This window comes from Streptomyces sp. WM6378, from assembly GCF_001279695.1.
Classification (GTDB): domain Bacteria; phylum Actinomycetota; class Actinomycetes; order Streptomycetales; family Streptomycetaceae; genus Streptomyces.
In genome coordinates, this window is record NZ_LGDD01000292.1 from 1 (window position 1) to 11,925 (window position 11,925).

General features: G+C 68.8%; 12 protein-coding genes. 11 read left to right on the forward strand and 1 reads right to left on the reverse strand.

Annotation, left to right across the window (positions count from 1 at the left end):
* Nucleotides 1–747: DNA-binding protein (locus ADK54_RS23085; protein WP_053727598.1), on the reverse strand; the 747-nt coding region annotated here is incomplete at its 3' end.
* Between the two features lie 432 nt (nucleotides 748–1,179).
* On the opposite strand from ADK54_RS23085, the gene ADK54_RS42700 reads away from it, so the two are divergent.
* The 11 genes from ADK54_RS42700 (at nucleotide 1,180) to rpsS (ending at nucleotide 11,884) form a co-directional block, all read left to right on the forward strand.
* Entirely contained in the window at nucleotides 1,180–2,154 is a 975-nt protein-coding gene (locus ADK54_RS42700) for a type VII secretion system-associated protein (protein WP_234392173.1), read from the forward strand.
* Nucleotides 2,155–2,207: 53 nt separating this feature from the next.
* The gene (locus ADK54_RS23095) at nucleotides 2,208–2,624 is read left to right on the forward strand and encodes an SseB family protein (protein ID WP_420717355.1); all 417 of its coding nucleotides are present in this window, start codon (nucleotides 2,208–2,210) and stop codon (nucleotides 2,622–2,624) included.
* Nucleotides 2,621–3,268, forward strand: a complete 648-nt coding sequence (locus ADK54_RS23100; RefSeq protein ID WP_053727601.1) for a hypothetical protein — start codon at nucleotides 2,621–2,623, stop codon at nucleotides 3,266–3,268. Before ADK54_RS23095 ends, ADK54_RS23100 begins: the two co-directional genes overlap by 4 nt.
* Nucleotides 3,268–8,064, forward strand: a complete 4,797-nt coding sequence (locus ADK54_RS23105) for a putative T7SS-secreted protein (RefSeq protein WP_053727602.1) — start codon at nucleotides 3,268–3,270, stop codon at nucleotides 8,062–8,064. Before ADK54_RS23100 ends, ADK54_RS23105 begins: the two co-directional genes overlap by 1 nt.
* Entirely contained in the window at nucleotides 8,051–8,338 is a 288-nt protein-coding gene (locus tag ADK54_RS23110) for a hypothetical protein (RefSeq protein WP_053727603.1), read from the forward strand. The genes ADK54_RS23105 and ADK54_RS23110 overlap by 14 nt, the downstream gene beginning before the upstream one ends.
* Nucleotides 8,339–8,777: 439 nt before the next feature.
* The gene (gene rpsJ / locus ADK54_RS23115) at nucleotides 8,778–9,086 is read left to right on the forward strand and encodes a 30S ribosomal protein S10 (RefSeq protein WP_003948644.1); all 309 of its coding nucleotides are present in this window, start codon (nucleotides 8,778–8,780) and stop codon (nucleotides 9,084–9,086) included.
* A gap of 14 nt (nucleotides 9,087–9,100) precedes the next feature.
* Complete coding sequence (gene rplC, locus ADK54_RS23120) at nucleotides 9,101–9,745, forward strand: 50S ribosomal protein L3 (RefSeq protein WP_053727604.1); 645 nt, start codon at nucleotides 9,101–9,103, stop codon at nucleotides 9,743–9,745.
* A 4-nt stretch (nucleotides 9,746–9,749) separates the two neighbouring features.
* Entirely contained in the window at nucleotides 9,750–10,400 is a 651-nt protein-coding gene (rplD, locus tag ADK54_RS23125) for a 50S ribosomal protein L4 (protein WP_053727605.1), read from the forward strand.
* Complete coding sequence (rplW, locus tag ADK54_RS23130; RefSeq protein WP_053727606.1) at nucleotides 10,400–10,714, forward strand: 50S ribosomal protein L23; 315 nt, start codon at nucleotides 10,400–10,402, stop codon at nucleotides 10,712–10,714. The genes rplD and rplW overlap by 1 nt, the downstream gene beginning before the upstream one ends.
* 39 nt (nucleotides 10,715–10,753) lie before the next feature.
* Complete coding sequence (rplB, locus tag ADK54_RS23135; RefSeq protein WP_053727607.1) at nucleotides 10,754–11,590, forward strand: 50S ribosomal protein L2; 837 nt, start codon at nucleotides 10,754–10,756, stop codon at nucleotides 11,588–11,590.
* Nucleotides 11,591–11,602: 12 nt separating this feature from the next.
* Nucleotides 11,603–11,884, forward strand: coding sequence for a 30S ribosomal protein S19 (gene rpsS / locus ADK54_RS23140; RefSeq protein WP_053727608.1), 282 nt, complete (start codon nucleotides 11,603–11,605; stop codon nucleotides 11,882–11,884).
* Nucleotides 11,885–11,925 lie beyond the last annotated feature (41 nt).

An 11,925-nucleotide genomic window follows, 5' to 3' on the forward strand; every position in this document is an offset into this window, starting at 1 on the left:
GGCCGGAAGGGGCGGGGGCAGCAGCACGGCGAGGCGGTGGGCGAGCAGGGACGCCGGGTGGTGCAGGGGTTCGGGGATGTTCGCGGTCAGGGTGCGGCGTACGGCCTCGGGGTCGGCTCCTCGGTCGAGCCAGACGGCGACGGCCGGGGCGAGGCGGTGTACGTCCCGTTCGGCGAGCAGGAGCCGGGGCTCGTGGCGCCGTAGCGCGGCGAGGAGTTCGACGGCGGCGGGGTGCTGTCCTGCGGCTTCGGCTTCGGCTTCGGGTTCCGGCTCGGACGGGGGTTCTGGCCGGGGTGGTGCGGGTGCGGGTGCGGGTGCCGGTGTCTGTGGTGCCGGGGGAGCCGGGCTCTTGCGGCGCGGCCTTGTCGGCGCCGGGCGGCCCGCCCCGGGCTGGTTGCACGACACCGTGCGGGTGACGACTCGGCCGCTGGACAGCCGCTCCCGGCTGCGGTTCAAGTAGCCGTACGCCTCCAGCTCGCGCAGCGCGGCCGCGATGCGGGCCTCGCTCTCGGGGAAGCGCTCCGCGAGGGCCTTGATGCCGACGCGGGATCCGGCGGGCAGCGACTGGATGTGGACGGCGAGGCCGATCGCGAGCAGGGAGAGTTCGCGGTGCTGGGCGAGGTGGTTGCCGACGACCGTGTAGCGGGTGGTGTGGCGGGTGTTGGCGTGGATGACACCGGAGTGTGGGGTGCCGTCGGGAACGCGGGGCGAGGTGCGCGGGGGCGCGCTAAGGTGCTGAGGAGCCATGGGGGAAGGGGCTTTTCTTCCTTTGTGGTAGCCATCGGGAAGGTCTCTTCTTCCTTGGTGGTCAGGCCCTCGTTCGGGATGCCAGTCCCGGCCGGGGGCCGATGCATGTATCGGGTTTCGCCGCCCGGAGTCCGTGTCCGCACCCGGGGCTGTCGCCGCGAGCATATGCCCGCCAACAACAAGCAAATCCAGCCCAGTTGGGATATGTCACCCGTGTGAGTGACGGGAGGCTGGAGGGGGTTGGGAAGGGTGTAATCCCCTTCGGGATTGAAGGCATTTGATGTCGCGGGGCGCCGGGATGCGGCGTACCGGATCGTGGTTCACCGGGTCGCGGGCCGCTGGGTCGCGGAGGGTGCGATCCGGCGGGTGGGGGCCGAGGGGGTGGCCGGGGGTGTGCGGGGTGCTGTCGGCAGGATGGGTGCCGTGACCGAGATGATGATGGGCCGGCGGGACGACGCCGTTGCCGGGCGTGGTGACGAGCGGGTCTGGTGCAGCGTGTCGTGGTGGCTCGCCGCGCGCAGCCGGACTCCGTACCGAGTGCAGGCCAACGGCCCGTGGGGGAGTGCGTCGGCGGCGACCGAGGACCTCTTCGGCTCCTTGATGGACGTACGTCTCCAGCTTGAGGCGCTCGGCTGGCGGCTCCTGATCAACGGGGCGCGGCCCGACGTCTGGCAGAGCGGCATGCTCCGCTCCAGTGGCAGTACCCGTGCCTACAGACTGCACCCGGGAGCGGGGACGTCACCCGATGACATGGTCGAGCTCTTCGACGGGGCCGACGCGGCGAACGTGGTCTCGGTGACCGAGCAGCGTGCCGCTTACGCGGCGTGGGAGGACTCCGTGACGGCTGCCAAGAACAGGCTGACGGCTCCGGGGCCCGCCCTCACCGAGGCATTGAGAGCCCAGGCGAAGCGGGCACCCGGCAGCTGGCTCTATTCGATCGACCCGGCGTACGACCCGAGGGGGACGGTGCCGCCGTACGCGGTCATCGGGGCCTGGCCGGTCGACCAGCGGGGCGAGCCCGGGGCGTTCAGCCGCAATCCCAACTACCGGCCGTCGCCGATGGCGCTCGGGCTTCCCGTCCCCACGGATGCGGTCGACGCTGCGATGCAGCTGGCAGGGACCGGACACGGGTCCGAGGCGGACCTGGTGCGCCGCTTGGCCGGAGCCACGGTCTACCTGGTGCCCACGGCCGAAGCGGGGCCGACTCTCTACTCCGATGCCGGAGGCCGCTTCGTTCCGGTACTGACCGACCCGAAACACGCCCCGAGCTCGGCACCCCAGCTACGGGCGATCCCGTGTGCCCAACTCCTCGCGTTCCTCCCGGCCGATGTCGCGCTCAAGCTGAACCCGGGCAGCCGGGTGTCCGTACGGGTTCCTTCGGCTGATGTACGGGGGGCGTTGGGCTGACCAACCCGCCCTGAATCCGGCCCGATTCACGTTGCAATGCGAAACGGGGCTATGTGATTCTGCGGGGCGTGGAGATATCCGGGGGGCCTGTGGGGCGGCAGAGGCGGCGTGAATTCGCGGCGTTGCTGGGTGAGTTCCGTCGTGCGGCAGTGTTGGTGCCCGAGACCGAGGGTGGATGGTGGACCGCCGAGTGGGGTGGGATCCGGTGGATCTGCGCGTTCTCTGACGAGGCGGCGCTGGCCCGGTTCGCGATCGCACGCGGTGAAGGCGCCGAGGAGTGGGCCTACCAACGGGTGCTCGGAGCACGGCTGTTGGACGTCGCGGTGCCCGCGCTCGGGGTGCCGGCCGGGGTCGCGCTCGATGCGGGGAGCGCGGACGGTGTGGTGTTCCCGCCGGTCGCCGGGATCGTGCCGGAGGCCGTAGCGGTCGACGCCGGAGCGTATGCAATTGAAGGGACGGGCGGGGCATGAGCGGCGGGGGCGATGGGGATCTGCGGGTTCCGCCGGAGGCCATGGTGCTGATCACGCAGGGGATCAACGGCGCGCTGAGCGAGTTGAAGGAACTCGGGCTCATCGGGGAGGCCGGGATGGGCCGCGGGTTCGACTCGATGGCGATGACCGGGCTTGAGCTGGGTGACGACGGGCTGACGGAGACGTTCAAGTCGTTCTGCGAGCGCTGGGAGTGGGGCGTGCGGGCGCTCGTGCAGGAGGGCAACGACTTCGCCCTGAAGGCGGGCCTGTCGGCCGGGATCATGTACGAGGAGGACCAGTACATCCAGGGCGGGTTCAAGGTCCTCGCGAACTCGGCGATGGGCAATCCGCATGCGACCGAGGACCAGGTCACCGGCATGTCCTGGGGTGACCTGGCTCGTAACAACATGTACGCGCACGCCGATTTCAGCCCCGAGTCCTTCCAGAAGGCCGACGCGGACATCTGGCAGAGCATGAAGGACGCCGGCCGGGACGTCACCGACAGCAAGCTGAATCCGCTCGTGCTGGGCATGGAGGCCTCCGGGCAGGGTGACGCACTGGCCCAGTGGCGGGACGACGAGTTCGGCCCGTCGCCCGAGGAGCGGGCGAAACAGCAGGGCACGAACGGCGGCGGCCAGGGCTGATGGTGGATTTCGGGGGCTTGGTCGACGGCGGGAAGAACCTGCTGAACAAGGGCCTGGGCAAGGTCGAGGAGGGGGTCGACGCCGGCAAGAAGGCGGTCGGCAGCGCCGTCGATGAAGGCGCGCACGTCACGAGCGGTCTCCTGGACCGGGTCGGCGCGCACCACCTGGCCGACCAGGTGGACGACTTCGGTGACGCCGTCGCGGCCGAACTCGGCGCCCACGTTGATGAGAAGCAGCTCGGACAGACCGATCTGTTCAACGACCTCGTCCACGGCAACCCGAAGACGATCCGGGCCAACGCCAAGCATCTCGCCGACTTCGCGACCGCGTTCGGCAAGGTCGGCCAGGGCATGCGCCGGCTGGACTCCGGGAGCTGGAAGGGGCAGGCCGCCGACGCCTTCCGCGCCCAGTTCGCGATGCACCCCGCCAAGTGGGACGAGGCGTCCTTCGCCTGCCACGACGCGTCCGGCGCCCTCGGCCACTACGCCGGGACGGTCGAGTGGGCGCAGAGCAAGGCGCAGGAGGCCATCGAGCTGTACCGGGAGGGCGAGCAGGACTCCCAGAAGGCGGTCGAGGCGTACAACAAGCAGGTCGACGCCTACAACGACAAGGTACGCAGCCATCAGGATCCCGGGCCGCAGCCGGGCCCGTTCGCCGACCCGGGCCTCGCCAAACGGCAGCGGGCCCAGGAGGTCCTCGCCGAGGCGCGCCGCCAGCGCAACGGCGCCGCGGCCACGGCGCGCGGCATGGTGCAGGGAGCCCTGGCCGCCGCTCCGGCCGAACCGCCGCCGCTGTCCCGCCTGGGCCGCGATTACAAAGACCTCATGGCAGGCGGATCGATCGAGCTCGACCATGTCTTCACGGGCGTCATCAAGGGCGGCGCCGACATCCTGAACTTCGCCCGCAGCCTCAACCCCCAGGACCCCTACAACCTCCTGCACCCGGCCGAGTACGAGAAGGGCGTGGCCACCACGCTCACCGGCCTCGTCTCCATGGACGCCCACCCTGAGCGGGCGATCAAGAGCGCGTGGAACGACGCCAAGCATGACCCGGCCGAGTTCGGCGGTCGTCTGCTGGACAACCTTGCCGATCCCGAGGCGTTCGCGGCGTCCGGAGTGAGGACCGCGGCCGAGCTCGGGGTCAAGGAGGCCGCGAAGGAAGGCGCCGGCGCAGGGATCAGGGAGGGCTTCGAGGGCGCTGTCGACGACACGGCCCGCGGAGCCTATGAGCACGAACCGCACGGCTCCAGCCGCACCGAGAATGAGATGGAGTGCGTCGAGGACCCGGTTGACGTGGCCACCGGCCGGATGCTGCTGCCGCAGAAGGACCTCGCGCTGCCCGGTGCCCTGCCGTTCGTCTTCCGGCGCACCTTCGGATCGGCGTACCGCCTGGGCCGCTGGTTCGGGCCGAGCTGGGCGAGCTCGATCGACCAGCGCCTGGAGATCGACGCGGCAGGCGTGATCTTCGTCCGCGAGGACGGCAGCCTGCTGTCCTATCCGCACCCCGCGCCCGGCGTGCCCACGCTGCCCGCGCACGGTGGCTCCCGCTGGCCGCTGGACCGCGACGGCGACACGTACACCGTCACGGACCCGGGCACCGGCCTGACGCGGCACTTCGTGCTCCACAACGACGAGCTCGCCCTGCTGGACCAGCTCGACGACCGCAACGGCAACTGGATCACCTTCGAGTACGACGCCGAAGGCACCCCCACCGGGATCGCCCACCACGGCGGTTACCACCTGAAGCTCACCACGGCCGAGGGCCGGATCACCGCCCTGCACCTGGCGGGCGCGGCGCCGGACGGCAGCGACCAGCAAATCCTGTGCTACGGCTACACCGACGGCCATCTCACCGAGGTTCTCAACTCCTGTGGCCGCCCGCTGCGCTTCGGCTACGACGAGCACGCCCGCATCACGTCGTGGACGGACACCAACGACAGCCACTTCGACTACGTCTACGACGACCGCCACCGCTGCGTGGCCCAGTCGGGTACCAACGGGCACATGAGTGCGCGGTTCGCCTACAGCGAGCCGGACCCGGCCGACGGCCTGCGGACGACGACCGTCACGAACGCGGCAGGCCACGACGAGCGCTATCTGATCAATGACCGCGAGCAGGTCGTCGGCCACATCGACGCGACCGGCGGGACGACACGCTTCGAGCTGGACCGCTACAACCGCCCGCTGTCCCGCACCGACCCGCTGGGGCACACGACCTGGTCGGCGTACGACGAGGCGGGCCGTCCCACGGAGGTCGTACGCCCCGACGGGCGCCGGACGACGATCGCCTACGACGAGGCGGGGCTGCCGGTCCGGGTGACCGGCGCCGACGGCCGGACCGTGCGTCAGACCTTCGACGAGCGCGGCAACCGCACCTCGGTCACCGACGCAGCCGGGGTGCGCACCGAGTTCACGTACGACGAGGCGGGCCACCTCGCCGCGGTGGCGGACGGCCTCGGACACATCACCCGCATCCGGTGCGACCGTGCCGGGCTGCCGCTCGACATCACCGACCCGCTGGGCGCGGTCACCCGCTACGAGCGGGACGCCTTCGGCCGGCCGATCGCGATCACCGACCCGCTGGGCTCGACCACGCGCCTGACGTGGACGGTGGAAGGCAGGCTCGCGCGCCGCACCGCCCCCGACGGCAGCGAGGAGTCCTGGACGTACGACGGCGAGGGCAACTGCACCAGCCACACCGACCCGCTGGGCGCCGTCTCCCGCTTTGAGTACACGGACTTCGACCTCCTGACGGCCCGCACTGGCCCGGACGGCGTGCGCTACGCCTTCGAACACGACGCCCACCTGCGCCTGACCAAAGTCGTCAACCCCCAGGGCCTGGCCTGGAGTTACGCCTACGACCCGGCCGGGCGGCTCATCGCGGAGACCGACTTCGACGGCCGCACGCTGACCTATGCCTACGACGCGGCGGGCCGCCTGGCCGCGCGCACCAACGGGCTCGGCGAAACGATCCGGTACGAGCGCAATGAGCTCGGCCAGACGGTCCGCAAGGACGTCGAGGGCTCGGTCACCACCTTCGCGTACGACATCTTCGACCAGCTCGCCCAGGCGAGCGGCCCCGACGCGACCGTGATGCTGCTCCGGGACCGGCACGGCCGGGTGAGGTCGGAGACGGTCAACGGCCGTGAACTGTCGTACTCCTACGATGAGTTGGGGCGCCGAAACGGGCGGAAGACGCCGGGCGGCTCGGCCAGTTCCTGGACGTACGACCCGGCGGGCAACCGCACCGAGCTGACCACTTCCGGCCGGACGGTGTCGTTCGCGCACGACGCAGCCGGGCGGGAGCTGATCCGCCGCTTCGGGGAAACGATCACCCTGGCCCACGCCTTCGACCCGCTGGGCCGCCTCACGGACCTGGCGGTGACCGGAGCGCGGGGCGAATCCATCCAGCGCCGTGCCTACCACTACCGCGCCGACGGAAACCCGACCGGCGTGGACGACCAGCTCTCCGGCTCGCGCCGCTTCGACCTGGACGCGGCGGGCCGGGTGACGGCGGTCCGGGCGGGGGACTGGTCGGAGCGGTACGCCTACGACGCGGCGGGCAACCAGACGGAGGCGTCCTGGCCCGCTGCCCACCCGGGCCAGGACGCCCTGGGCGCCCGCGCGTACACGGGCACCCGAATAACCCGGGCGGGCTCGGTCCGCTACGAACACGACGCCCAGGGCCGCGTCACCCTGCGCCAGAAGCAGCGCCTCTCTCGCAAGCCGGACACCTGGCGGTACACGTGGGACCCGGAAGACCGCCTGACCTCGGTCGTCACCCCCGACGGCACGGTCTGGCGCTACCGCTACGACCCGCTGGGCCGCCGCATCGCGAAGGAGCGGATGGCGGGCGAGGCGGTGGCGGAGCGGGTGTCGTTCACGTGGGACGGCACGACGCTGTGCGAACAGACGACCACGTCGTCCGCATCCCCGGCGGCGGTCTCCCTGACCTGGGACCACGCGGGCCTGCGCCCGATCGCTCAGACCGAACGAATATCGTCCCCGGACCTGCCCGTCGGCTCGATCGACGAACGCTTCTTCGCGATAGTCACCGACCTGATCGGCACCCCGAGCGAGCTGGTGGACGAGCAGGGCGAAATAGCCTGGCGCACCCGCTCGACGCTGTGGGGCACGACCACCTGGAACACAGACGCCCGCGCGTACACCCCGCTCCGCTTCCCGGGCCAGTACTTCGACCCGGAGACGGGGCTGCATTACAACTGCTTTCGGTATTACGACCCGGAATCGGCGCGCTATTTCTCGCCTGATCCACTGGGGCTGGTGGCGGCGCCGAACTCCGTAGCTTACGTTCCGACCCCCCATGTCAGTGCAGACCCGCTGGGGCTATTTGGGTGCCCGGACGAAGAGCACCTCTTCCGAGGGACGACGCGTGGCTATGACGCGAGCAGCGGAACGCAGGCATCTGGTTTTACGCCCACGTCTACAGATCCAGGAGTGGCGGCTGTTTTCGCCAGGCACTCGGAGCAGTTCGGAGATGCTGTAGTCCAGCTGATCCCTCGGAGCGCGCTGGAAGGGATTCCGCTGGAGCCAGGTTTCATACGAGCCGAAGCGGAAGTTGCAGTTGGTCTGCCGGCGTCAGAACTCGCCCAGCGGGCCAGTGTCGAGATACCTGTGGGAGCCGCTCACGACATCCTTTCCCAGATGGGTATCCATGTGCCGAAGGTGCACGGATATCAGGGGATCAGTGACGCCCTGGGGTTCGACGTCCCGAAACTATCACCAGAACAGATCAAGCATTTTGTAGCGGAGGCATACAAGCATGGCGGCGGATAACAGACTGCAAATTTATTCAGTGGAGGAGTCGAGCGGGGATTTCGCCGTCTGCATTGCGCGATGCGTGGGCGGAGTGGTGCGAACCGGGCAGAATTTCGCTATGGAGACGGCGTCGGAGCCTGTTGATTTCGAGCATGGCGTCACGTTGACCGCTATTGATCGGTATGGCCGGAGCGTGGATTTCTTCGATCCGCCCCACGCCGCGAAGGTCTACCTGTCCGGCCCGGGGGCTTCGGTGCTGGAGCCCGGGATGATCCTTGCCGCGCGTGGCTGAGCCGCAGGGCGACTGGCCCGCGCCGCACGTCAGCGTGCCGAATGCGTGAGCCCCTGTGACGTGGGGTACGCTTCCCCGCTGCGATTGGCCAGGCCATGGCCCCGTATGGCAGACTGTCGGGGTTGCTCGGTTGAGTGCCGATGCTGCGCGCCTCCCGCCGGGAGGACCGGAAGCGAGTCCCACAGTACTCGTCGCCCCTGATCAGGGGCGGACGTACGGGAATCTTCCGGGAAGTGTCAGCGGGGCTCCGGCCAGGCGTCCGGTGGGTGTTCTGCCCCCGTCTGCGAGGTCCTGTGGCCCGCATCCCCTTGGTTGGGAAATCCCGTATGGGATTTCTGCGTAGAGGGAGTGCGACACGCCCGACCGCGTGGGTCGGAGACAGAGTTGGTAGAACCCCCGGGTTCCAGAGCGTTACGAGACAAAGGACTACTAGGTAGCCATGGCGGGACAGAAGATCCGCATCCGGCTCAAGGCCTACGACCACGAGGTCATCGACTCCTCGGCGAAGAAGATCGTCGAGACGGTGACCCGCACTGGTGCGTCGGTCGCAGGCCCGGTGCCGCTGCCCACTGAGAAGAACGTGTACTGCGTCATCAAGTCGCCGCACAAGTACAAGGACTCTCGCGAGCACTTCGAGATGCGCACGCACAAGCGCCTCATCGACATCCTCGACCCCACGCCGAAGACGGTTGACTCGCTGATGCGCCTCGACCTCCCGGCCGGTGTCGACATCGAGATCAAGCTCTGAAGGGACGGGCCGAGATGAGCAAGAACATCAAGGGCGTCCTGGGCGAGAAGCTCGGCATGACCCAGGTCTGGGACGAGAACAACCGGGTCGTCCCGGTTACCGTCGTCAAGGCCGGGCCGTGTGTCGTGACGCAGGTTCGCACCAACGACGTCGACGGCTACGAGTCGGTACAGATCGCCTTCGGCGAGATCGACCCGCGCAAGGTGAACAAGCCCCTCAAGGGCCACTTCGCCAAGGCCGACGTGACCCCGCGCCGCCACCTGGTGGAGCTCCGCACCCCTGACGCCAGCGAGTACACGCTGGGCCAGGAGATCACTGCCGAGGTGTTCGAGTCCGGCGTCAAGGTTGACGTCACGGGCAAGAGCAAGGGCAAGGGCTTCGCCGGTGTCATGAAGCGTCACAACTTCAAGGGCCTGGGCGCCGGTCACGGTGTGCAGCGCAAGCACCGCTCGCCCGGTTCCATCGGTGGCTGCGCCACCCCTGGCCGTGTGTTCAAGGGCGTCCGCATGGCGGGCCGCATGGGCAACGAGCGTGTCACCACCCAGAACCTGACCATCCACGCGGTTGACGCGGAGAAGGGTCTGCTGCTCATCAAGGGCGCGGTCCCCGGTCCGAACGGCGGCCTCGTCCTGGTCCGTACCGCGGCCAAGGGGGCTTGAGGTAATGAGCACCATTGACATCCTTTCGCCGGCAGGCGACAAGGCCGGTACCGTCGAGCTCCCCTCGGAGATCTTCGACGCGAAGACCAGCGTTCCGCTGATCCACCAGGTCGTCGTCGCTCAGCTGGCAGCTGCCCGCCAGGGCACGCACAAGACCAAGACCCGTGGCGAAGTCCGCGGTGGTGGCAAGAAGCCTTACCGCCAGAAGGGCACCGGCCGCGCGCGCCAGGGTTCGACCCGTGCGCCGCAGTTCGCCGGCGGTGGCGTCGTCCACGGCCCGCAGCCGCGTGACTACTCGCAGCGCACCCCGAAGAAGATGAAGGTCGCCGCCCTGCGCGGTGCCCTCTCCGACCGGGCGCGCCACTCGCGCATCCACGTCGTCACCGGCGTGGTCGACGGAACGGCTTCCACCAAGGCCGCCAAGACGCTGTTCGGCAAGATCTCGGAGCGCAACAACCTGCTCCTGGTCGTCGAGCGCGCCGACGAGGCCGCGTGGCTGTCCGCCCGCAACCTGCCCCAGGTCCACATCCTGGAGCCGGGCCAGCTGAACACGTACGACGTGATCGTCTCCGACGACGTGGTCTTCACCCAGGCCGCTTTCGAGTCCTTCGTGTCTGGCCCCAAGGCCGATGACAACGAGGGGAGCGAGGCCTGATGGCCGAGATCACCAGCAAGACCTTCACGGACCCGCGCGACATTCTTGTCAAGCCGGTTGTTTCCGAGAAGAGCTACGCGCTGCTCGACGAGAACAAGTACACGTTCATCGTCAAGCCGGGCTCCAACAAGACCCAGATCAAGCAGGCCGTGGAAGCGGTCTTCTCGGTCAAGGTCACCGGGGTCAACACGATCAACCGCCAGGGCAAGCGCAAGCGCACGAAGACCGGTTTCGGCAAGCGTGCCGACACCAAGCGCGCCATCGTGACCCTTGCTGAGGGCGACCGTATCGACATCTTCGGCCAGGCCTCCTAACGGAGCGCCCTGGTCCGAATATCGGACGAGGACTGAGAAATGGGTATCCGCAAGTACAAGCCGACGACTCCGGGCCGTCGTGGCTCCAGCGTCGCCGACTTCGTCGAGATCACGCGGTCCACGCCGGAGAAGTCGCTGGTCCGCCCCCTGCACAGCAAGGGCGGCCGTAACAACACCGGTCGTGTGACCGTCCGTCACCAGGGCGGTGGCCACAAGCGCGCCTACCGCGTGATCGACTTCCGTCGTCACGACAAGGACGGCGTGCCGGCCAAGGTCGCTCACATCGAGTACGACCCGAACCGCACCGCGCGCATCGCGCTCCTGCACTACGCAGACGGCGAGAAGCGCTACATCATCGCGCCCCGTGGCCTGAGCCAGGGTGACCGCGTTGAGAACGGCCCCGGGGCCGACATCAAGCCGGGCAACAACCTGGCGCTGCGCAACATCCCGGTCGGTACGACCATCCACGCCATCGAGCTGCGTCCCGGCGGCGGTGCGAAGTTCGCCCGCTCCGCGGGTGCTTCGGTGCAGCTGCTGGCGAAGGAGGGCACGATGGCCCACCTTCGTATGCCGTCCGGCGAAATTCGCCTGGTCGACGCCCGCTGCCGCGCCACCATCGGCGAGGTCGGCAACGCCGAGCAGTCGAACATCAACTGGGGCAAGGCCGGCCGCATGCGCTGGAAGGGCGTTCGCCCGTCCGTCCGCGGTGTCGCGATGAACCCGGTTGACCACCCGCACGGTGGTGGTGAGGGCAAGACCAGTGGTGGTCGCCACCCGGTCTCCCCGTGGGGTCAGAAGGAGGGTCGTACTCGCTCGCCGAAGAAGGCATCGAGCAAGTACATCGTCCGCCGCCGCAAGACGAACAAGAAGCGCTAGGAGCGGGTTTAGATGCCGCGCAGTCTCAAGAAGGGACCCTTCGTCGACGGACACCTCATCAAGAAGGTGGACGCCCAGAACGAAGCTGGTACCAAGAACGTCATCAAGACCTGGTCCCGTCGCTCGATGATCATCCCGGCCATGCTCGGCCACACGATCGCGGTGCACAACGGCAAGACCCACGTCCCGGTGTTTGTCTCCGAGTCGATGGTCGGCCACAAGCTCGGCGAGTTCTCGCCGACTCGCACCTTCCGCGGCCACGTCAAGGACGACCGGAAGTCGAAGCGCCGCTAACGCGGGGTGGGAACGACTAATGACTTACACCGAAGGGACAA

Bases quoted from the DNA above. Each gene is read 5' to 3' on its own strand.
- ADK54_RS23105 (WP_053727602.1), top strand. From the start codon at position 3,268: ATGGTGGATTTCGGGGGCTTGGTCGACGGCGGGAAGAACCTGCTGAAC.
- rpsS (WP_053727608.1), top strand. From the start codon at position 11,603: ATGCCGCGCAGTCTCAAGAAGGGACCCTTCGTCGACGGACACCTCATC.
- rplW (WP_053727606.1), top strand. From the start codon at position 10,400: ATGGCCGAGATCACCAGCAAGACCTTCACGGACCCGCGCGACATTCTT.
- rplB (WP_053727607.1), top strand. From the start codon at position 10,754: ATGGGTATCCGCAAGTACAAGCCGACGACTCCGGGCCGTCGTGGCTCC.
- rplD (WP_053727605.1), top strand. From the start codon at position 9,750: ATGAGCACCATTGACATCCTTTCGCCGGCAGGCGACAAGGCCGGTACC.
- rplC (WP_053727604.1), top strand. From the start codon at position 9,101: ATGAGCAAGAACATCAAGGGCGTCCTGGGCGAGAAGCTCGGCATGACC.
- ADK54_RS42700 (WP_234392173.1), top strand. From the start codon at position 1,180: ATGATGATGGGCCGGCGGGACGACGCCGTTGCCGGGCGTGGTGACGAG.
- ADK54_RS23100 (WP_053727601.1), top strand. From the start codon at position 2,621: ATGAGCGGCGGGGGCGATGGGGATCTGCGGGTTCCGCCGGAGGCCATG.
- ADK54_RS23110 (WP_053727603.1), top strand. From the start codon at position 8,051: ATGGCGGCGGATAACAGACTGCAAATTTATTCAGTGGAGGAGTCGAGC.
- rpsJ (WP_003948644.1), top strand. From the start codon at position 8,778: ATGGCGGGACAGAAGATCCGCATCCGGCTCAAGGCCTACGACCACGAG.